Origin of the sequence: Enterobacter sp. 04-C-12-SI-ECC (genome assembly GCF_047530715.1) — a bacterium.
Taxonomy (GTDB): domain Bacteria; phylum Pseudomonadota; class Gammaproteobacteria; order Enterobacterales; family Enterobacteriaceae; genus Enterobacter; species Enterobacter bugandensis.
Map to the genome: position 1 here is coordinate 83,306 of NZ_JBLKDI010000019.1, position 21,912 is coordinate 105,217.

The following is a 21,912-nucleotide window of genomic DNA, read 5'->3' on the forward strand; positions in this document are numbered from 1 at the left end:
CGTTCGTCAGCCCGCCATGTTACTTAAGCGGCGGGGCTTTGACCAGATAAGGGTGTCCGAAAGGCGTTTACTTTAAGTCAATGCCTGGGTAGTGCCGCGAATAATCAGCTCGCAGTCCAGCAAACGCGAGCCGCTGCTAACCGTTTGACCCTGCAGCTGATCCAGCAGAAGTAGCATCGCTTCGCGGCCAATCTGATAGCGCGGTTGTGAAACGGTGGAGAGCGGTGGATCGCAAAACTCTGAAAGTGAAATGTTATCGAATCCGATAATCGACAAATCTTTCGGCACACGTAAGCCACGGCGCTTGGCGTGTGAAAGCGCACCCAGCGCCATCACGTCGCTGTGGCAGAACACCGCCGTTGGCGGTTCCGGCAGCGCCAGCAGTTTCTCCAGCGCCTGTCCGCCCGCTTCAAAGGTAAAATCACCGCGCGCAATATAGTGCGGATCGACAATCGCACCGGTACGGCGCAGCGCCTGAACATAGCCCTGCAGGCGGTAGTGGCACAGCGGCATCTCTTCCGGCCCGGCAATGCAGCCAATCCGCTTATGCCCCAGCTCCTGGAGATAGTTTACGGCGTTGAACGCGGCGGTGAGGTTATCAATGTGGACCGTCGGTAGCTCAAGCTCAGGCGCAAATTCGTTGGCCATTACCATCGGCGGTAAATTGCGCTGTTCTTCGATGCTGGCATCAAACGGCAGGCGCGAGCCAAGCAGCAGCATGCCGTCAATCTGCTTGGTGATAATGAGGTCGATAAAGGTTTTTTCCTGCTGGTTCTGGTGAGCGCAGTCGCCAATCAGCACCAGATAGCCCTGCTCCGCCGCCGTCACTTCGATACCGCGAATGATCTCGCTGAAGAAGGGATCGCAGATATCCGGCACTATTACCAGGATGGTCCGGGATTCATTGCGCTTGACGTTCCGCCCCATCGCCTGCGGGAAATACCCCACTTCCAGCGCCGCCTGTTCAACCTTGTTACGGGTCGCCTGGGAGACTTTATCCGGGTTCATTAATGCGCGGGACACGGTTGCCGTTGAGACTTGTGCTTTCTCGGCAACGTCTTTCATGGTCGCCGTGGCAACCTCTTTCCTGGACTTCAACGTCTTCTCCTCGCCTGAACACCGAACTGCGGACATCACCATTTTTACAGATAGTTAATGGAATCGGTTACAGAATTTTCATAAAAAGTGTGAGGCGCGTTAAATTTTTCGATCCGTCTTCAGCCTTCGATGGGATCGACGTCCAGTACCCACTTCACTTTACGCGCTTCCGGTAGGGTATTGATGAGCGCCAGCGTGCCGCTGACGATGTGCTGCAGGCGAATACGCGAGGGGTGCTGAAGCAAAATTTGCCAGCGGAAACGTCCACCGCGTTTTGGCGCCAGCGCCGGCACCGGGCCCAGGATCCACAGCTGGTTATCCACCAGCGGGCTGGCCTGCAGGAGATTCCTCAGCTGTTGCAGGAAAAGCGGCGCCTGCTGGTTGTTATGATCCTCCGCGCGGATGATGACGTGGCTGGTCCACGGCGGCAGCTGCATGGTCTGGCGTTCGGCCAGCGCCTGCTCGGCAAAGGCGTCATAACCTTTGTGCAGCAGAGTCTGTAGCAGCGGGTGCTCAGGGTGATGCGTTTGCAGTATTACCTCGCCCTGTTTACCCGCGCGTCCGGCACGCCCGGCAACCTGGGTATAAAGCTGGGCGAAGCGCTCGGCGGAGCGGAAATCTGCCGAGAACAGCGCGCCGTCGACGTCGAGCAGGGCGACCAGCGTCACGTCCGGGAAGTGGTGCCCTTTGGCCAGCATCTGGGTGCCAATCAGGATGCGCGCGCCGCCGCGATGCACTTCCGCCAGCTGCTGCTCCAGCGCCCCCTTGCGGCTGGTGGTGTCCCGGTCGATTCGGGAAATAGGCACGTCCGGGAAGAAAGGGCCAAGCGCCTGTTCCAGCTGTTCCGTTCCCAGCCCCACCGGCACGATATGCGTGGAACCACATGACGGGCACTGGCGAGGCACGGGACGCTGGCTGTCGCAGTGGTGGCAGCGCAAATGTCGCTGGGCCTGATGGAAGGTGTAGTAGTGGTCGCAGCGCGGGCACTCGGCAATCCAGCCGCAGTCGTGGCACAGCAGGGCGGGGGCAAATCCGCGACGGTTGAGGAACAGAATGACCTGGTTCCCCGCCTGCAAATGCTGGCGCATGCGGGAAATCAAGGCGGGCGCTAAGCCGGCCTGCACCTGCTGGCCTTTGAGATCCAGCACGTGCTGAATGGCCGGGCGGGCATTCCCCGCGCGGCGCGTCAGGCGCAGCATGTGGTATTTACGCTGGCGCACGTTGTGCAGCGTTTCGAGCGCAGGCGTGGCGGATCCGAGAATAATGGGAATTTGCTCGCTGTGTGCACGGTAGACCGCCAGATCGCGGGCGTGATAGCGCCAGCCTTCCTGCTGTTTATAGGAGCTGTCGTGCTCTTCGTCGATGACGATGACACCGAGGTTTTTAAACGGCGTAAACAGCGACGAGCGGGTGCCGATCACAATCGCCGCTTCGCCGTTTTTCGCTTTCAGCCAGGCGCTGAGGCGCTCGCTGTCGTTCAGCCCGGAGTGCAGCACCTCAACGGGCGCGTTAAAGCGCTCGCGGAAGCGGGCAATGGTCTGCGGTGTCAGGCCGATTTCCGGCACCATCACCAGCGCCTGTTTGCCCTGCGCGAGCACGTTTTCCAGCACGCTCAGATAGACTTCGGTCTTGCCGGAGCCCGTCACGCCCGCCAGCAGCCAGGCGGAAAAGTGGTCCGAGGCGCTATGAATGGCGCCTACCGCGGTGGCCTGCTCGGTATTCAGACGCAGGCGATCGCCCGAGACGGAGAAGCCGTCGCGCCAGTCGTGAAGGGCGGGCGCTTCGCTGGCCAGCTCGCTCAACCCTTTCTTTCTTAATGCCTGTAGCGCCGTTTCGCTGACCTCAAGCTCGTCGACCTGGTGCCGCCAGATTTTTCCCTGGCGCAGCGCTGCCAGCGCCTGCTGCTGTTTCTGCGAACGCTTCAGGCTGTTGATGTCCACGGCCTGCCCCTGTTCGGTGGCAAACCAGTACCACATCGGGGCGTGGCTGGCGCTCTTGCCCTGGCGCAGCAGGATCGGCAGGGCGTGGAACAGGACGTCGCCAATCGGGTGATGATAATAATCTGCCGCCCACAGCAGCAGTCGCCAGGTGCTGGTGGAGTAAACCGGCTCGCTGTCCAGCACCTCAACCACCGATTTCAGTTCATTGAGGGGCAATTCGCTTTTATCGCTGACGGAGACGACGATCCCCACGCGCTGCTGTTTGCCAAACGGCACGGTCACGCGACAGCCCGCTTTGGCGCTCATGCTGTCGGGCAGCAGGTAGTCAAAGGTGCGGGGAAGCGGAACGGGCAGGGCAACGTGAGCGACGGGCATCGAATCTTCCTGACTTGAAAAGTGGCGCGTTAGTATACACATTAGTAAAAGCGGCGTGCGGATCAGTTTGCATACGTTGGTTAAATTCTGTATGATTCGCCGCCTTTGGTGTACTTTACGCCAAAGAACTTACATTCAACATCGCGTGGTGTCTGGCGTTAGGGCTGGAAGAGCGACGCGGCCTTAACTGAGGTTCTCCCATGAAAAAAGATATTCACCCGAAATACGAAATGATTACTGCAAACTGCTCTTGCGGTAACTCTATCCAGATCCGCTCTACCGTGGGTCACGATCTGAACCTGGACGTGTGCGGCAAATGCCACCCGTTCTACACTGGTAAGCAGCGTGATGTTGCAACCGGTGGCCGTGTTGACCGCTTCAACAAGCGTTTCAGCATCCCGGGCGCTAAATAAGTTTCCCGAAAAAAAGGCACCGCAAGGTGCCTTTTTTGTATCCGCTTCTCAGTATTCCCACGTCTCCGGGTCAATACCCAGTTCACGCATGATCACCTTCGCCTCTTCCGGGATTTCGTCGCTACGCTCTTTGCGCAGATCGTCATCGTTCGGCAACGGTTGGCCGGTAAACGCATGCAGGAACGCTTCGCACAGCAGTTCGCTGTTGGTCGCGTGACGCAGGTTGTTCACCTGACGACGCGTACGTTCATCGGTGAGGATCTTCAACACCTTCAGAGGAATGGAAACCGTAATTTTCTTTACTTGCTCACTCTTCTTACCGTGCTCAGCGTATGGGCTGATATATTCGCCGCTCCATTCAGCCATGAGATACCTTTAATCCTCTCAGTCATTAATCTAAAGGTGCAAACCGGTCACTGCCCGTTTTGAACCGTAATCTTGCGTAGTTTACCGTAGAGACGATACCGTGGCACGGATATTGCCGCTGCAGCGTGCACTAAAGCATATAATTTTAACGGCTATTTGCGCATTGCTCAATCTATACGCAAAGAAGTTTAGATGTCCAGATGTATTGACGTCCATACTTTCAATGTTTACTCTGGTGGCTGACTTTTCACCTCATTCGCCAGGAAGCCCTCACCATGACGCGTAAACAGGCCACGATCGCAGTGCGTAGCGGATTAAATGATGACGAGCAGTACGGCTGCGTTGTCCCGCCCATTCATCTTTCCAGCACCTACAATTTCACCGGATTTAATGAACCGCGCGCGCATGACTACTCGCGTCGCGGCAACCCTACGCGTGATGTAACCCAGCGCGCGCTGGCGGAACTGGAAGGCGGCGCGGGTGCGGTATTAACCAATACCGGTATGTCTGCCATTCACCTGGTGACCACGGTGTTCCTGAAGCCTGGCGATCTGCTGGTTGCGCCGCACGACTGTTACGGCGGCAGTTATCGTCTGTTTGATAGCCTGGCAAAGCGCGGCTGCTACCGCGTGCTGTTTGTCGATCAAAACGACGAACAGGCGCTGAAACAGGCGCTGGCAGAGAAGCCGAAGCTGGTTCTGGTGGAAAGTCCAAGCAACCCATTGTTGCGCGTTGTCGACATTGCGAAAATTTGTCAGCTCGCAAGGGATGCGGGAGCGATAAGTGTAGTGGATAATACCTTCCTCAGTCCGGCCCTTCAGAACCCGTTAGCACTGGGTGCGGATCTGGTATTGCATTCATGCACTAAATATCTGAACGGCCATTCTGACGTGGTGGCGGGCGTGGTGATTGCAAAAGATCCCGACGTTGTCACGGAACTGGCATGGTGGGCTAATAACATCGGCGTCACCGCGGGCGCGTTCGACAGCTACCTGCTGTTGCGCGGCATCCGCACGCTGTCGCCGCGCATGGACGTGGCGCAGCGTAATGCCCAGGCGATTGTCGATTTCCTGAAAACCCAGCCGCTGGTGAAGAAGCTTTATCACCCGTCGCTGCCGGAAAACCAGGGGCATGAGATTGCCGCGCGCCAGCAGAAGGGATTTGGCGCGATGTTAAGTTTTGAACTGGACGGTGACGAGCAAACGCTGCGTCGCTTCCTGAGCGGGCTGTCATTGTTTACGCTGGCGGAATCCTTAGGTGGGGTTGAAAGCTTGATCTCCCACGCCGCGACCATGACGCACGCAGGTATGGCACCGGAAGCACGTGCCGCCGCCGGGATTTCCGAGACGCTGCTGCGTATCTCGACCGGTATTGAAGATTCTGAAGATTTAATTGCCGATCTGGAAAATGGCTTCCGGGTCGCAGCCAAGGGGTAATCATGAGTGTGATAGCGCAGGCAGGGGCGAAGGGTCGTCAGCTGCACAAGTTTGGTGGTAGTAGTCTTGCTGATGTGAAATGTTATCTGCGCGTCGCAGGGATCATGACCGAATATTCACAGCCGGGTGACATGATGGTTGTCTCGGCGGCGGGCAGCACCACCAACCAGTTGATTAGCTGGCTGAAACTGAGCCAGACCGATCGCCTTTCTGCGCATCAGGTGCAACAGTCCTTACGTCGTTACCAGAGCGAGCTGATTGCCGGCCTGCTGCCTGCGGACGTGGCGGACGGGCTGATCAGCGCCTTCACGCATGACCTTGAGCGTCTGGCTGCTCTGCTGGATAGCGGGATTACCGACGCGGTGTATGCCGAAGTGGTGGGCCACGGTGAAGTGTGGTCCGCGCGCCTGATGGCCGCCGTGCTGCAACACCTGGGCGTGGACGCGGCCTGGCTCGACGCGCGTGATTTCCTGCGTGCGGAACGCGCCGCGCAGCCGCAGGTGGACGAAGGGTTGTCCTATCCGCTGCTGCAACAGCTGCTGGTGCAGCATCCTGGCAAACGTATTGTCGTCACTGGCTTTATCAGCCGCAGCAACGCGGGTGAAACCGTGCTGCTGGGCCGTAACGGCTCGGACTACTCGGCAACGCAGATCGGTGCCCTGGCGGGCGTGTCCCGCGTTACCATCTGGAGCGACGTGGCCGGTGTCTACAGCGCGGACCCGCGTAAAGTGAAAGATGCCTGCCTGCTTCCGCTGCTGCGTCTCGACGAAGCGAGCGAGCTGGCGCGTCTGGCGGCACCGGTTCTGCACGCCCGTACGCTGCAGCCGGTTTCCGGCAGCGATATTGACCTGCAGCTGCGCTGTAGCTATACGCCGGATCAGGGGTCTACCCGCATTGAGCGCGTGCTGGCGTCCGGAACCGGGGCGCGTATTGTCACCAGCCACGACGACATCTGCCTGATCGAGTTCCAGGTCCCTGCGGGCCAGGACTTCAGGCTGGCGCATAAAGATATCGACACGATCCTGAAACGCGCCCAGGTGCGTCCGCTGGCCGTTGGGGTGCATAACGATCGTCAGCTGCTGCAGTTCTGCTATACCGCCGAAGTGGCGGACAGCGCGCTGAAAATTCTCGACGAAGCGGGCCTGCCGGGCGAGCTTCGCCTGCGTCAGGGGCTGGCGCTGGTGGCGATGGTCGGCGCGGGCGTCACCCGTAACCCGCTGCACTGCCACCGTTTCTGGCAGCAGCTGAAGGGCCAGCCGGTGGAGTTCACCTGGCAGTCGGAAGAGGGCATCAGCCTGGTCGCCGTGCTGCGTAAAGGCCCAACCGAAAGCCTGATTCAGGGTCTGCACACCTCGCTGTTCCGCGCGGAAAAACGCATCGGCCTGGTGCTGTTTGGTAAGGGTAACATCGGTTCCCGCTGGCTGGAGCTGTTCGCCCGCGAACAGGTCACGCTTTCGGCGCGTACCGGGTTTGAATTTATTCTTGCGGGCGTGGTGGATAGCCGCCGCAGCCTGCTGAACTACGAAGGGCTGGACGCCAGCCGGGCGTTGGCCTTCTTTAACGATGAAGCGGTTGAGCAGGATGAAGAGTCGCTGTTCCTGTGGATGCGCGCGCACCCGTATGACGATCTGGTGGTGCTGGACGTCACCGCCAGCGAACAGCTTGCCGATCAGTATCTGGATTTCGCCAGCCACGGTTTCCACGTCATCAGCGCCAACAAGCTGGCGGGGGCGAGCAGCACCGATAAATACCGTCAGATCCACGACGCGTTTGAAAAAACCGGCCGCCACTGGCTCTATAATGCCACCGTTGGCGCGGGCCTGCCGGTTAACCATACCGTGCGTGACCTGATTGAAAGCGGCGACAGTATTCTGGCGCTGAGCGGGATCTTCTCCGGCACGCTCTCCTGGCTGTTCCTGCAGTTTGACGGCACCGTACCGTTCACCGACCTGGTGGATCAGGCGTGGCAGCAGGGCTTAACCGAGCCCGATCCGCGCGTTGACCTCTCCGGTAAAGACGTGATGCGCAAGCTGGTGATCCTGGCGCGTGAAGCCGGTTATGACATCGAACCGGATTCCGTCCGCGTCGAGTCGCTGGTGCCTGCAGGCTGCGAAGAAGGTTCTGTTGACCACTTCTTCGAAAACGGCGACGAGCTGAATGACCAGATGGTGCAGCGTCTGGAAGCGGCAAACGAGATGGGGCTGGTGCTGCGCTACGTGGCGCGTTTCGAGGCGAACGGTAAGGCGCGTGTGGGTGTTGAGGCGGTGCGTCCTGACCATCCGCTGGCGGCCCTGCTGCCGTGCGATAACGTCTTTGCCATTGAAAGCCGCTGGTACCGCGATAACCCGCTGGTGATCCGCGGCCCGGGCGCGGGGCGCGATGTCACCGCTGGGGCTATCCAGTCCGATATTAACCGTCTGGCTAAGCTGCTGTAAAAAGTGAATTTCCCTCTCCCTGTGGGAGAGGGTTAGGGTGAGGGCATCAGACCGCGCTCACCCCCATCATGAATTTCCCTCATTTTCCCTGAGCAAACCTCACCGTTATTGTGATTATTTCTGTTGACGTCACGCCGCTTTTCCGTCATTTTTACATCTGGACGTCTAAACGTATAGAAGTTCACAACACAACAGACAATGACACGCGAAAGATAGAGGTAAGGTATGAGCTTTTTTCACGCCAACCAGCGGGAAGCACTGAATCAGAGCCTGGCCGAAGTAAACGGCCAGATTAACGTCTCTTTTGAATTTTTCCCGCCGCGCACCAGTGAAATGGAGCAAACCCTGTGGAGCTCTATCGATCGCCTGAGCAGCCTGAAGCCGAAATTTGTCTCCGTGACCTACGGCGCCAACTCCGGCGAGCGTGACCGCACGCACAGCATTATTAAAGGCATCAAAGATCGTACTGGTCTGGAAGCAGCGCCGCATCTGACCTGTATTGACGCCACCCGCGATGAGCTGCGCGCCATTGCCCAGGACTACTGGAACAACGGGATTCGCCATATCGTTGCCCTGCGTGGCGATCTGCCGCCGGGAAGCGGCAAGCCGGACATGTACGCTACCGATCTGGTCGCGCTGCTGAAAGACGTTGCTGATTTTGATATCTCCGTGGCCGCCTACCCTGAAGTCCACCCGGAAGCGAAAAGCGCCCAGGCGGATTTGCTTAACCTGAAGCGTAAGGTGGAGGCCGGTGCCAACCGCGCCATCACCCAGTTCTTCTTTGACGTGGAAAGCTATCTGCGCTTCCGCGACCGCTGCGTCTCGGCAGGTATCGACGTCGAAATTATCCCGGGCATTCTGCCAGTCTCTAACTTCAAACAGGCGAAGAAGTTCGCCGATATGACCAACGTTCGCATTCCGCTGTGGATGTCCAAAATGTACGAAGGGCTGGACGATGATGCGGAAACCCGCAAGCTGGTGGGGGCCAATATCGCGATGGACATGGTGAAGATCTTAAGCCGCGAAGGGGTGAAAGACTTCCACTTCTACACGCTTAACCGCGCGGAGATGAGCTACGCCATTTGTCATACGCTGGGCGTTCGTCCGGCGTAATCAGCAAAAAGCCCTCATAAAGTGAGGGCTTTTTAATCATATAAAAAGTTAAAAGGTATTAACTATCGAATCTGTGGATTAATTCAACTATATCTTATTGCTAGTGGTGTATATCGTAACGGTATCACTGTAAAGGGAGCATAGCGATGAGCACGTCAGACGAGACCAATAACGCGGCATCCGCCGGCAAATGTCCGTTCCATCAGGGCGGCGTCGATCACAGCGCGGGCGCAGGTACCGGCAGCAAAGAGTGGTGGCCTAAACAACTCCGCATCGATCTTCTCAACCAACATTCCAACCGTTCGAACCCTCTGGGTGAAGACTTCGACTACCGCAAAGAATTCAGCAAGCTCGACTATTCCGCCCTCAAGGGCGATCTCAAAGCCCTGTTAACCGATTCTCAACCGTGGTGGCCTGCCGACTGGGGCAGCTACGCGGGTCTGTTTATTCGCATGGCCTGGCACGGTGCCGGTACTTACCGCTCCGTTGACGGACGCGGCGGCGCCGGACGCGGCCAACAGCGCTTTGCGCCGCTGAACTCCTGGCCTGATAACGTCAGCCTGGATAAAGCGCGCCGCCTGCTGTGGCCAATCAAGCAAAAATACGGACAAAAAATCTCCTGGGCCGACCTGTTTATTCTCGCGGGTAACGTGGCGCTGGAGAACTCCGGCTTCCGCACCTTTGGTTTTGGCGCCGGTCGTGAAGACGTCTGGGAACCGGATCTGGACGTGAACTGGGGTGATGAAAAAGCCTGGCTGACCCACCGTGACCCGGAAGCACTGGCGAAACGCCCGCTGGCGGCCACCGAAATGGGGCTGATTTACGTGAACCCGGAAGGGCCAAACGCCAGCGGTGAACCGCTGTCTGCTGCGGCGGCGATCCGCGCCACCTTTGGCAACATGGGTATGAACGACGAAGAGACCGTCGCGCTGATTGCCGGCGGCCATACGCTCGGTAAAACCCACGGCGCGGGTGAAGCCACGCACGTAGGTACCGATCCGGAAGCCTCGCCGATTGAAGCGCAGGGCTTAGGCTGGGCCAGCACGCACGGCACCGGTATTGGCGCTGACGCCATCACCTCCGGGCTGGAAGTCATCTGGTCGCAAACTCCTACCCAGTGGAGCAACTACTTCTTCGAGAACCTGTTCAAATACGAATGGGTGCAGACCCGCAGCCCGGCAGGCGCGATTCAGTTTGAAGCCGTGGATGCGCCGGAAATCATGCCTGACCCGTTTGACCCGTCGAAAAAACGTAAGCCAACCATGCTGGTCACCGACCTGACGCTGCGTTTCGACCCGGAATTCGAGAAAATTTCCCGTCGCTTCCTGAACGATCCGCAGGCCTTTAACGAAGCCTTCGCGCGCGCGTGGTTCAAACTGACCCACCGTGATATGGGGCCAAAAGCGCGGTACATCGGCCCGGAAGTGCCGAAAGAAGATCTGATTTGGCAGGATCCGCTGCCTCAGCCGGTGTTCCATCCGACGCAGGAAGACATTGAAAGCCTGAAAGCGGAAATCGCGGCCTCTGGCCTCTCCGTGAGCGAGCTGGTTTCAGTGGCATGGGCGTCTGCATCGACCTTCCGCGGTGGCGACAAGCGCGGCGGCGCCAACGGCGCGCGTCTGGCGCTGGCGCCTCAGCGCGACTGGGATGTGAACGCCGCGGCGGTACGTGCGTTACCGGCTCTGGAAGCAATTCAGCGCACCACCAATAAAGCCTCGCTGGCGGATATCATCGTGCTGGCGGGCGTTGTGGGCGTTGAGCAGGCGGCGAAAGCCGCGGGCGTTTACGTCAACGTGCCGTTCACGCCGGGCCGTGTGGATGCACGTCAGGATCAGACGGATATCGAGATGTTTAACCTGCTCGAACCGATTGCCGACGGCTTCCGCAACTATCGCGCACAGGTGGATGTGTCTACCACCGAGTCGCTGCTGATCGACAAAGCCCAGCAACTGACCCTGACCGCACCTGAGTTGACGGTGCTGATCGGCGGCCTGCGCGTGCTGGGCACGAACTTTGATGGCAGTAAGAACGGCGTGTTCACCAACCGCGAAGGCGTGCTGAGCAATGATTTCTTCGTGAATCTGCTGGACATGAACACGCAGTGGAAAGCGACCGACGATTCAAACGAGCTGTTTGCCGGTAGCGATCGCGCCAGCGGTGAAGTGAAATACACCGCGACCCGCGCCGACCTGGTCTTCGGTTCGAACGCCGTCCTGCGCGCGCTGGCCGAGGTTTACGCCAGCAGCGATGCGCACGAGAAGTTTGTCCGTGACTTCGTTGCCGCATGGGCGAAGGTGATGGATTTGGATCGGTTTGACGTGAAGTAGCCATTGTGCCGGGTGGCGGCTACGCCTTACCCGGCCTACAAATTAAAGTGCCATGTAGGCCGGGTAAGCGCAGCGCCACCCGGCTTTTTATTACTCCCACTCCTGCAGGAATCGCTGTCCATACTGGTCTGCCACCAGCAGCGCCGCATACACCTGATCCGGCGTGACGCCTCCCGGCATGTTGTGGATCGTTTCTCCTTCCGCACAAGAGGCTTCGGCAATCAGACGCATTTTGGCCGGAATATCCTCTTTGATGTTCAGCTGTGCCAGGGTGATCGGCAGCCCTACGCTGTGGCAAAGCGCCGCGACGGTCTCAATTTCTTCTACCGGCGCGTTTTCCAGCACCAGCTGCGTCAGCGTACCAAACGCCACTTTTTCCCCATGATAGAAGTGATGCGCGTCAGGCACCGCCGTCATGCCGTTATGAATAGCGTGTGCAGCCGCCAGCCCGCCACTTTCAAAGCCGACGCCGCTGAGATAGGTGTTGGCTTCGATAATGCGTTCCAGCGCAGGCGTTACCACATGCTGTTCCGCCGCCAGCATCGCTTTTTCACCCTCTTCAACCAGCGTGTTGTAGCACAGCTCGGCGAGCGCTAATGCCGCCTGTGTACATTTACCCCCGGCCATGGTGGTCGCGCCGCTGCGCGAGCAGGCGCGTGCTTCAAACCAGGTCGCCAGCGCGTCGCCAATCCCGGCGGCCAGCAGACGTGCAGGCGCACCTGCTACCACTTGCGTATCCACAATGACCATATTCGGGTTGTGCGGCAGCATCAGGTAGCGATCGAACTCGCCGCTGTCGGTGTAAATAACGGAAAGGGCGCTGCACGGCGCGTCGGTGGAAGCGATAGTCGGCGCAATGGCGACCGGTACGTCCATAAAGTGAGCCAGCGCTTTCGCGGTATCAAGCGTTTTACCGCCACCAATCCCCAGTACTGCCAGGCAGTCGGCGCTGTCGGCCAACTTTTTCAGGCGATCGATTTCATTTTGCGAACATTCGCCGCTAAACGGCGCGATTTCGGCATGCAGTTTGGCTTTTTTAAAACTCTGGCGCAGGGTGTCTTCGGCAAAACCCAGCACAAACTTATCGCCGACGATCAGCCAGCGGTTTGCCAGGGGTTTCAGATAGTCGCCGAGACGGGTCAGCACATCCGCGCCCTGGATATATTTCCCCGGCGATTGAATGATACGGTCCATAACAGTTCTCCCTTAGAGATTGAGGTTACCAAACGCGTTTTTCCAGTCCTGCTCGAACTTTTCTATGGCCGACTCTACCGCTGGGGTACCGAGCATTTGTTGCGCTACGTCTAAGGGGAGCGTGATTGCCTCGCATCCGGCCAGCAGGCAGTCCAGCGCCTGACGCGGTGTTTTAAAGCTGGCAGCCAGCACCATGCTTTCCGGCGCATGCAATTCCAGCAGGGACTGCAGCTCCTGTACCATGCGAATACCGTCGCCGCCCTGTGCGTCGACGCGGTTGACGTACGGCGCAACGTATTTCGCGCCTGCCAGCGCGGCCAGTAAACCCTGAGCGGCGCTGTAAACGGCGGTGCCCAGCGTGGTAATACCCTCTCTTTTCAGCCCTTTAATGGCGATAAGCCCCTGCGCGGTGACCGGAATTTTCACCACAATACCCGGGATGGCGTTACTCAGGCGTTTGGCCTCCGCCACCATGCCTTCGGCGTCGCGGCTCATGGTTTGAGCAAACAGCGTGCCCTCCGCCCCGATGGCTTGTTGCAGCCGCGGCAGCACGTCCCAGATGGATTCACGGCTGGCGGCAATGATGCTCGGATTTGTGGTGACGCCCGCGATGGGAAAAATGCGCGCCAGGCGCTCAACTTCCGCCACGTTGGCGGTATCCAGATACAGTTCCATTATTTTTCCTTAAGTCAGAAAGGTTGAATAAAGGATAAGGCCCGGCTGAGTGCGGCGGATACAGGTCAATTTTGCCAAATACTGGACAAATGTAATGTCCTTAGCGAAGTGCGATAGCGATCACAATGCTATTTTTTGGCGATAAGCTGGCTGTGATACTGGCGACGATATTCGGAAGGGGAACGCTCGGTGTGCTTGCGAAAGAGGCGACAAAAGTAGTTGCTGTCAGGAAATCCGCAGCGTGCGGCAATATCTTTAATTTTGAGATCGTAGCCTTTCAGCAACTGGCGGGCATGTTCCAGCCGCGTTTGTGTCAGATACTCGTTGAACCCCATGTGGCCGATCTTCTGAAAGAGATGGGAAAGGTAATTCGGCGAGATGTAGAACGCCTGTGCCACGGATTCGCGTGTTAACGAAGAGGCGTAATTTTCTTCGATATAGTTACGAACGGCTTCGAATAGTGCCCGGCTGCGGTTAGCGGTGTGGATGTCACTGCCAAGCAGATCCCGGCAGTGGCTGAGCAAGCTTAATACCACCAGCATGGCTGTGTCTTGCTCGTCTGGCTGCATCTGTAATTCGGTGAGCGCTTGCAGAAGAAAAGCACCCGTTCGCGGGCCACGCCGGGGAACCTGTAGCTGCTGCAAAAACGCGTTGTCACGCTGTAAATCGAGAGTCAGCTGCTGCTTACCGAAATGTATGCTCAGGGCGTTAGGCGGTGGAAGCGTGATGTGTCCAAAGGATGAAAATATCGCCTCACAGGGGGTAGCAAGGGTAATGACGAGGCAGGGAGATGTTCGGGGATGCTGTTCAGCCAGCGCTGAGAAATGAATCTGGCCCAGCGGTAACGTGCGGTTCACCAGGTCAGTCAAAATTTGGGTGATATCGGAATACATGAGAAGACTACCGAAACGTGCCGGGCGGCGCTAAAAACGCCTGCCCGGCATAAAGCATTACCCAGTGTTACGCATACCCGCCGCAACGCCCGCAATCGTCACCATCAGTGCCTGTTCAACGCGAGGATCCGGCTCTTTACCTTCCTCTTCCGCCAGACGGGAACGGTGCAGCAGTTCAGCCTGTAAAACGTTCAGCGGGTCGGTGTAGATGTTACGCAACTGGATTGACTCGGCGATCCACGGCAGGTCTTCCATCAGGTGGGAGTCGTTGGCGATATCCAGCACCACTTTGATGTCGCCTTCCAGCAGCTCGCGCAGTTCTTTACCCAACGCCCACAGCTCTGGTTTCACCAGCCGCTGGTCGTAGTATTCCGCCAGCCACAGGTCGGCCTTCGAGAAGACCATCTCCAGCATGCCAAGACGGGTAGAGAAGAAGGGCCAGTCGCGGCACATGGTTTCCAGTTCGTTCTGTTTGCCGTCTTCCACCACTTTTTGCAGCGCGGCACCGGCACCCAGCCAGGCGGGTAGCATCAGGCGGTTCTGCGTCCAGGCGAAGATCCATGGAATGGCGCGCAGGGATTCAACGCCACCGGTCGGGCGACGCTTTGCAGGACGCGAGCCCAGCGGCAGTTTACCCAGCTCCTGCTCAGGCGTTGCTGAACGGAAGTAAGGCACGAAGTCTTTGTTTTCACGCACGTAGCCGCGGTACAGATCGCAGGAGATGTCTGACAGCTCGTCCATGATGCGGCACCAGGATTCTTTTGGCTCCGGCGGTGGCAGCAGGTTCGCTTCCAGGATCGCGCTGGTATAGAGCGACAGGCTGCTGATGGTCACTTCCGGCAGGCCATACTTGAAGCGGATCATCTCGCCCTGCTCGGTCACGCGCAGGCCGCCTTTCAGGCTTCCCGGCGGTTGAGAGAGCAGCGCCGCGTGAGCAGGCGCGCCACCGCGGCCAATGGAGCCTCCGCGACCGTGGAACAGGGTCAGCTCGATACCGGCTTTCTCGCAGGTTTTGATCAGCGCATCCTGAGCCTGATACTGCGCCCAGGACGCCGCCATCACGCCCGCATCTTTCGCGGAGTCGGAATAGCCAATCATTACCATCTGCTTGCCCTGAATAAAGCCGCGATACCAGTCGATGTTCAGCAGCTGGGTCATGACGTCGTTGGCGTTGTTCAGGTCGTCGAGGGTCTCAAACAGCGGGGCGACTGGCAGGGCGTAGTCGATGCCCGCTTCTTTCAGCAGAAGATGAACGCCCAGCACGTCGGACGGGGTTTTCGCCATGGAGATCACGTAGGCGGCCACCGATCCTTTCGGCGCATCGACGATCGCTTTACAGGTGTTGAGCACCTCGCGGGTGTCGTTGCTTGGCTCCCAGTTGCGCGGCAGCAGAGGGCGCTTGGAGTTCAATTCGCGGATCAGGAACGCCTGCTTGTCGGCTTCTGACCAGCTTTCATAGTCGCCGATGCCGAGATAGCGGGTCAGCTCGCCCAGGGCTTCAGTATGGCGGGTACTTTCCTGACGCACGTCGATACGCACCAGCGGTACGCCGAAACACTTCACGCGGCGCAGGGTATCGAGCAGTTCGCCGTTGGCGATGATGCCCATGCCACAGGCCTGGAGTGATTTATAGCAGGCGTACAGCGGCTCCCAGAGCTGTTCGTTCTGGCTCAGCAGACCTTCCGGCTTCGGCAGGCGCTGGCCTTTAAGGCGCGCTTCCAGCCACGCCTGGGTGGCCATCAGCTGACCGCGCAGCTTTTTCATCAGGAAACGGTACGGCTCGCTGGCACCTTCTTCACCGGCCAGCGCGCGCAGTTCCGGCGTCGCTTCAACCATCGACAGCTCGGAGATCAGCACCTGAATATCCTTCAGGAACAGGTCGGTCGCTTTCCAGCGGCTCAGCAGCAGGACGTGACGGGTGATTTCCGCGGTCACGTTCGGGTTGCCGTCGCGGTCACCGCCCATCCAGGAGGTGAAGCGCACCGGCACAAAGTCTACCGGCAGGCGGTAGCCCAGGTTCGCTTCCAGCTGTTCGTTCAGCTCGCGCAGGTAGTTCGGTACCCCTTCCCACAGGCTGTTTTCCACCACCGCAAAGCCCCATTTGGCTTCGTCGACCGGGCTTGGGCGATGCTTACGAATTTCATCGGTATGCCAGGACTGGGCAATCAGCTGGCGCAGACGGCGCATCAACTGGTTGCGCTCGTAGTCGGCAATGTCTTTGTTATCCAACTGCTTCAGGCAGCTGTTTACTTCCACCATCTTGTGGATCAGCGTACGACGGGTGATTTCGGTTGGGTGTGCGGTCAGCACTAGCTCCAGCGAAAGGGACTCCACCGCTTTTTTGATGGTGGCTTCGTTGAGGTCTGGCTGGTCTTTCAGTTTACGAAGGGTGCGGGCAATGACTTCCGGGTTGCTGGCCGCTTCGCCGTTTGGCGAAATGCTGTGGTATTGCTCAGCGGTGTTGGCCAGGTTCAGGAACTGGCTGAAGGCGCGGGCAACGGGCAGCAGCTCATCGTTCGAAAGGTTCTGCAAGGTGGTAAGCAGCTCCTGACGACTGGCCTCGTTACCTGAACGGGAAGATTTAGACAGCTTGCGGATGGTTTCAACGCGGTCGAGGATGTTCTCCCCCAACGCATCTTTGATGGTATCTCCAAGCACTTTGCCGAGCATACTGACATTACTACGCAACGCGGAATATTGTTCGTTCATAAAAACCCAGTCACCCCATCATTTTTGTTTATGCCCAGGCGAAAATCTTCTGGACATTATTTTGTCATCTCCCTTTATAAAGCCACGTAAAACCCCCGTCGTCAATTGCTGCGAAAACGGTTCAGCAAACGAATAAATGCGGGCAATTTACGAAATTTAATTCGCATTGCGTCAGATAAGAAATGCTTATGGAAATGTGACGGCGATCATGCGATTTGTTGCCCTCTCCACGTGGGAGAGGGGACTATTCGGTGCGGTTTTAATGCCAGCAGAAGTGATGCACAACCTGGGTAATCAGCTCGCGGGTGGGCTTGATGAAGCGGGTTTCCAGATATTCATCCGGCTGGTGGGCCTGATTAATGGAGCCAGGGCCGAGGACCAGCGTCGGGCAAAGCGTTTGAATAAAAGGCGCTTCGGTGCAGTAGTTCACCACGTCGGTTTTCTCGCCGAGCAGTTTTTCCACCACCTGAACCAGCTGATGGTCTGGCGGGCATTCGTAGCCCGGGATTGGCGGATGCAGTTCGGAGACTGTCAGGCGTCCCGGCCAGCGCTCGCTCACCGGGGCCAGCGCTTCATTCAGCAGGCCATCCAGATCGCTCAGCGTCATGCCCGGCAGCGGACGGATATCCATATGCAGTTCGCAGCAGGCGCAGATGCGGTTGGACGCATCGCCGCCGTGCAGGCTACCGAGGTTCAGCGTCGGATACGGCACGGTGAATGCCTCGTAGTGATACCGCTCTTTCAAATCGTCGCGCAGGGTCATAATGCGGCCAATGGCGTCGTGCATCAGCTCAATGGCGTTCACGCCGCGCGCCGGATCGCTGGAGTGACCGGACTGGCCCAGCACGCGCACCGCGGTAGAAATATGGCCTTTGTGCGCACGAATCGGCTGCAGAGAGGTCGGTTCACCGATGATCGCGCAGTCCGGACGAATCGACGTGTTTTCAGAGAAATAACGTGCGCCCGCCATGCTGGTCTCTTCATCGGCGGTTGCCAGAATGTAGAGCGGTTTTTTCAGCTTCGTCACGTCCACGTCACGCAGCGCGTCGAGGATAAAGGCAAAGAAGCCTTTCATGTCGGCGGTGCCCAGACCGTAGAGCTTGTTGTCATGCTCGGTCAGGGTGAACGGATCGCGCGTCCAGCGGCCGTCGTCAAACGGTACGGTGTCGGTATGGCCGGCCAGCAGCAGCCCGCCCGCGCCGGTTCCGGTGCTGGCGAGCAGGTTAAATTTGTGGCGAGTACCGGGGACGGGCTGAACCTCAACGTTAAACCCAAGATCGCTAAACCAACCCGCCAGCAGATTGATTAAAGACTCATTGCTCTGATCCAGCGCTTCTTCGGTCGCACTGATGGACGGTGTGGCAATCAGGGCGCGGTAGATCTCGATAAATGGCGGTAAGTTCATTTTCATTGTTGACACACCTTAGGTCGTGATAGTATCAATATTCATGCAATAAATGTGAATAAAAATACATTAACGTTGAGCATAAAGGAACCCGATGTTGAATACGCTGATTGTAGGCGCTAGCGGTTATGCGGGCGCAGAGCTTGTAAGCTACGTAAATCGCCACCCTCATATGACCATAACCGCTTTGACCGTGTCAGCGCAAAGCAATGATGCAGGAAAGTTAATTTCCGATTTGCATCCGCAGCTTAAGGGCATGGTCGATCTGCCGCTGCAGCCGATGTCTGACATCAGCGAGTTTACTAACGGCGTCGACGTGGTGTTTTTAGCCACCGCGCACGAGGTCAGCCACGACCTTGCGCCGCAGTTCCTGGCGGCCGGCTGCGTGGTGTTTGACCTCTCCGGCGCGTTCCGCGTTAACGACGGCGCGTTCTACGAAAAATATTACGGCTTCACTCATCAGCATCCGGATCTGCTTGAAAAAGCGGTGTACGGCCTGGCGGAGTGGAGTGCGGATAAACTGAAAGAAGCGGACCTGATTGCCGTTCCGGGCTGCTACCCGACGGCGGCGCAGCTCTCCCTGAAGCCGCTAATCGACGCCGGTCTGCTGGATCTGAGCCAGTGGCCGGTGATCAACGCCACCAGCGGCGTGAGTGGTGCGGGGCGCAAGGCCGCTATCTCCAACAGCTTCTGCGAAGTGAGCCTTCAGCCGTATGGCGTGTTTAATCACCGCCATCACCCTGAAATCACCACCCATCTGGGCGCGGAGGTGATTTTTACCCCGCACCTGGGCAGCTTCCCGCGCGGGATCCTCGAAACCATCACCTGTCGCCTGAAGTCGGGCGTGACGAAAGACCAGGTGAGCGAGGCCTTCACGCAGGCGTATGCGGATAAACCGCTGGTGCGTCTGTACGACAAAGGCGTGCCGGCGCTCAAAAACGTGGTTGGCCTGCCGTTCTGCGATATCGGCTTTGCCGTACAGGGCGAGCATCTGATTGTGGTCGCCGCAGAAGATAACTTACTCAAAGGCGCTGCCGCACAGGCAATGCAGTGTGCAAATATTCGTTTCGGCTTCCCTGAAACGCAGGCTCTTATTTAAGGTGTGATGATGAACCCATTAATTATCAAACTCGGTGGTGTACTGCTGGACAGCGAAGAAGCGCTGGAGCGCCTGTTTACCGCGCTGGTGAACTATCGCGAATCGCACCAGCGTCCGCTGGTGATTGTGCACGGCGGCGGCTGCGTGGTGGATGAGCTGATGAAAGGGCTGAATCTGCCGGTGAAAAAGAAAAATGGCCTGCGCGTCACGCCTGCTGACCAGATTGACATCATTACCGGCGCGCTGGCGGGCACGGCGAACAAAACGCTGCTGGCATGGGCGAAGAAACACCATATTGCGTCCGTTGGCCTCTACCTGGGCGACGGTGATAGCGTAAAAGTGACCCAGCTCGATGAAGAGCTCGGCCATGTTGGACTGGCGCAGCCAGGTTCGCCTAAGCTGATTAACACCCTGCTGGAAGGCGGTTTCCTGCCGGTGGTGAGCTCTATCGGCGTGACCGAAGAGGGCGAGCTGATGAACGTTAACGCGGACCAGGCGGCAACCGCGCTGGCGGCCACGCTGGGCGCAGACCTGATCCTGCTCTCCGACGTGAGCGGCATTCTTGACGGTAAAGGCCAGCGCATAGCGGAAATGACCGCCGCCAAAGCCGAGCAGCTGATCGCTCAGGGCATTATTACCGACGGCATGATCGTCAAAGTGAACGCCGCGCTGGATGCAGCGCGCACGCTGGGCCGCCCGGTGGATATCGCCTCCTGGCGTCACGCGGAGCAGCTCCCGGCGCTGTTTAACGGCACGCCGATTGGCACGCGTATTCTGGCGTAAGTTTTTTATTGAATGACCGTAGGCCGGGGTAAGCGAAGCGCACCCGGCGGAACTAACGAATAAAGGAACGATGTTATGGCACTTTGGGGTGGGCGTTTTACACAGGCAGCGGATCAACGGTTCAAACAGTTCAACGACTCTTTGCGCTTCGACTACCGCCTGGCCGAACAGGATATTGTCGGCTCTGTGGCCTGGTCCAAAGCGCTGGTGACCGTTGGCGTACTGACCGCAGACGAACAGCAGCAGCTGGAAGAGGCGCTGAACAACCTGCTGGAAGAGGTGCGTCTGGATCCGCAGCAAATCCTGCAGAGCGATGCCGAAGATATTCACAGCTGGGTGGAAGGCAAGCTGATCGACAAAGTCGGTCAGCTGGGTAAAAAGCTGCACACCGGCCGTAGCCGTAACGACCAGGTCGCCACCGACCTGAAGCTGTGGTGTAAAGAGACCGTTGGCGAACTGTTGGCGGCCAACCGTCAGCTTCAAAGTGCGCTGGTAGAGACCGCGCAGAACAATCAGGATGCGGTGATGCCGGGTTATACCCATCTGCAGCGCGCGCAGCCGGTGACCTTTGCGCACTGGTGTCTGGCCTATGTTGAGATGCTGGCGCGTGACGAAAGCCGTCTGCAGGATACCCTGAAGCGTCTGGACGTCAGCCCGCTGGGCAGCGGTGCGCTGGCCGGTACGGCGTATGAAATCGACCGCGAGCAGCTGGCAGGATGGCTGGGCTTTGCCTCCGCCACCCGTAACAGCCTGGACAGCGTCTCTGACCGTGACCACGTGCTGGAGCTGCTCTCCAATGCCTCTATCGGGATGGTGCATCTTTCGCGCTTTGCCGAAGACCTGATCTTCTTTAACTCCGGTGAAGCGGGCTTCGTTGAGCTGTCCGACCGCGTGACCTCAGGCTCATCCCTGATGCCGCAGAAGAAAAACCCGGACGCGCTGGAGCTGATCCGCGGCAAGTGCGGTCGCGTGCAGGGCGCGCTGACCGGTATGATGATGACCCTGAAAGGGCTGCCGCTGGCGTATAACAAAGATATGCAGGAAGACAAGGAAGGGCTGTTCGACGCGCTCGACACCTGGCTTGACTGCCTGCACATGGGCGCGCTGGTGCTGGACGGCATTCAGGTGAAACGTCCGCGCTGCCAGGAAGCGGCGCAGCAGGGCTATGCCAACTCTACTGAACTGGCGGACTACCTTGTCGCGAAGGGCGTACCGTTCCGCGAGGCGCACCATATTGTGGGCGAAGCGGTGGTGGAAGCGATTCGTCAGGGTAAACCGCTGGAAGATCTGGCGCTTGCCGACCTGCAAAAATTCAGCGCGGCGATCGGGGAGGATGTGTACCCGATTCTGGCGCTGCAGTCCTGCCTGGATAAACGTGCGGCGAAAGGCGGCGTGTCGCCGAAGCAGGTGGCGCAGGCGATTGCGGATGCGAAAAACCGCCTGATTTGAACCGTGCGGGCTGGTGCCCTCACCCCGGCCCTCTCCCACAGGGAGAGGGAGAAAAACGGAGCCTGGCTTAGCGCCAGGCTTTTTTACGCAAAAAAAAAGCGGACCACGGGGTCCGCAAAAGTTCACGTTGGCTTTAGTTGTTCGAGTTTTGAGAGAAACTCGCTGACGGTGCGGGGACGTCAAGGGTCAAACACGGCCGCCT

Annotated in this window: 16 protein-coding genes; 8 read left to right on the forward strand and 8 right to left on the reverse strand. The window is 58.3% G+C overall.

From position 1 onward, the window contains the following. Window positions 1-72 precede the first annotated feature (72 nt). Together cytR and priA are read right to left on the reverse strand one after the other, a co-directional pair. The gene (cytR, locus tag ACMWL8_RS20305; protein WP_045260254.1) at window positions 73-1,098 is read right to left on the reverse strand and encodes a DNA-binding transcriptional regulator CytR; all 1,026 of its coding nucleotides are present in this window, start codon (window positions 1,096-1,098) and stop codon (window positions 73-75) included. Between the two features lie 119 nt (window positions 1,099-1,217). After that, window positions 1,218-3,413, reverse strand: coding sequence for a primosomal protein N' (gene priA / locus ACMWL8_RS20310; protein WP_045260255.1), 2,196 nt, complete (start codon window positions 3,411-3,413; stop codon window positions 1,218-1,220). Between the two features lie 200 nt (window positions 3,414-3,613). Between priA and rpmE the strand changes: the two genes are divergently transcribed. After that, window positions 3,614-3,826 carry a 50S ribosomal protein L31 gene (gene rpmE / locus ACMWL8_RS20315; protein ID WP_003862040.1) on the forward strand — a complete coding sequence of 71 codons (213 nt, stop codon included), beginning with the start codon at window positions 3,614-3,616 and terminating at the stop codon, window positions 3,824-3,826. 48 nt (window positions 3,827-3,874) lie between these two features. Here rpmE and metJ read toward each other — a convergent pair whose 3' ends face one another. Continuing rightward, window positions 3,875-4,192, reverse strand: coding sequence for a met regulon transcriptional regulator MetJ (gene metJ / locus ACMWL8_RS20320; protein ID WP_003862042.1), 318 nt, complete (start codon window positions 4,190-4,192; stop codon window positions 3,875-3,877). A 275-nt stretch (window positions 4,193-4,467) separates the two neighbouring features. On the opposite strand from metJ, the gene metB reads away from it, so the two are divergent. The 4 genes from metB to katG all read left to right on the forward strand — a co-directional run bounded on the left by metB (window position 4,468) and on the right by katG (window position 11,503). Continuing rightward, window positions 4,468-5,628: a cystathionine gamma-synthase gene (metB, locus tag ACMWL8_RS20325; protein ID WP_021242813.1), complete on the forward strand. Its 1,161-nt coding sequence runs from the start codon at window positions 4,468-4,470 to the stop codon at window positions 5,626-5,628. Window positions 5,629-5,630: 2 nt separating this feature from the next. Further along, on the forward strand, window positions 5,631-8,063 hold the full coding sequence (locus ACMWL8_RS20330) for a bifunctional aspartate kinase/homoserine dehydrogenase II (protein WP_041911800.1): 2,433 nt from the start codon (window positions 5,631-5,633) through the stop codon (window positions 8,061-8,063). Window positions 8,064-8,288: 225 nt separating this feature from the next. After that, window positions 8,289-9,176 carry a methylenetetrahydrofolate reductase gene (gene metF, locus ACMWL8_RS20335; protein WP_041911801.1) on the forward strand — a complete coding sequence of 296 codons (888 nt, stop codon included), beginning with the start codon at window positions 8,289-8,291 and terminating at the stop codon, window positions 9,174-9,176. 146 nt (window positions 9,177-9,322) lie between these two features. Then, window positions 9,323-11,503 (forward strand): catalase/peroxidase HPI, encoded by a 2,181-nt coding sequence (gene katG / locus ACMWL8_RS20340; protein ID WP_028014834.1) that lies wholly within the window; start codon window positions 9,323-9,325, stop codon window positions 11,501-11,503. 90 nt (window positions 11,504-11,593) lie between these two features. On the opposite strand, the gene gldA is transcribed toward katG, so the two are convergent. From gldA to argE, 5 genes are all read right to left on the reverse strand, one after another. Then, window positions 11,594-12,697, reverse strand: a complete 1,104-nt coding sequence (gene gldA, locus ACMWL8_RS20345) for a bifunctional L-1,2-propanediol dehydrogenase/glycerol dehydrogenase (RefSeq protein WP_045260256.1) — start codon at window positions 12,695-12,697, stop codon at window positions 11,594-11,596. A gap of 12 nt (window positions 12,698-12,709) precedes the next feature. Further along, a complete protein-coding gene (gene fsa / locus ACMWL8_RS20350; RefSeq protein ID WP_045260257.1) occupies window positions 12,710-13,372 on the reverse strand; it encodes a fructose-6-phosphate aldolase in 663 nt (220 codons plus the stop codon). 128 nt (window positions 13,373-13,500) lie between these two features. After that, entirely contained in the window at window positions 13,501-14,265 is a 765-nt protein-coding gene (locus tag ACMWL8_RS20355; protein WP_045260258.1) for a helix-turn-helix domain-containing protein, read from the reverse strand. A gap of 57 nt (window positions 14,266-14,322) precedes the next feature. Beyond that, window positions 14,323-16,974 carry a phosphoenolpyruvate carboxylase gene (ppc, locus tag ACMWL8_RS20360; RefSeq protein ID WP_045260259.1) on the reverse strand — a complete coding sequence of 884 codons (2,652 nt, stop codon included), beginning with the start codon at window positions 16,972-16,974 and terminating at the stop codon, window positions 14,323-14,325. A gap of 259 nt (window positions 16,975-17,233) precedes the next feature. Next, on the reverse strand, window positions 17,234-18,385 hold the full coding sequence (argE, locus tag ACMWL8_RS20365; RefSeq protein WP_028014830.1) for an acetylornithine deacetylase: 1,152 nt from the start codon (window positions 18,383-18,385) through the stop codon (window positions 17,234-17,236). 88 nt (window positions 18,386-18,473) lie between these two features. Here argE and argC point away from each other — a divergent pair, with 88 nt between their 5' ends. The 3 genes from argC (at window position 18,474) to argH (ending at window position 21,710) form a co-directional block, all read left to right on the forward strand. Continuing rightward, entirely contained in the window at window positions 18,474-19,478 is a 1,005-nt protein-coding gene (gene argC, locus ACMWL8_RS20370) for an N-acetyl-gamma-glutamyl-phosphate reductase (protein ID WP_045260260.1), read from the forward strand. A 6-nt stretch (window positions 19,479-19,484) separates the two neighbouring features. After that, entirely contained in the window at window positions 19,485-20,261 is a 777-nt protein-coding gene (gene argB / locus ACMWL8_RS20375) for an acetylglutamate kinase (protein ID WP_098946274.1), read from the forward strand. 75 nt (window positions 20,262-20,336) lie between these two features. After that, the gene (gene argH, locus ACMWL8_RS20380) at window positions 20,337-21,710 is read left to right on the forward strand and encodes an argininosuccinate lyase (protein ID WP_045260261.1); all 1,374 of its coding nucleotides are present in this window, start codon (window positions 20,337-20,339) and stop codon (window positions 21,708-21,710) included. The last annotated feature ends 202 nt before the right edge of the window (window positions 21,711-21,912 follow it).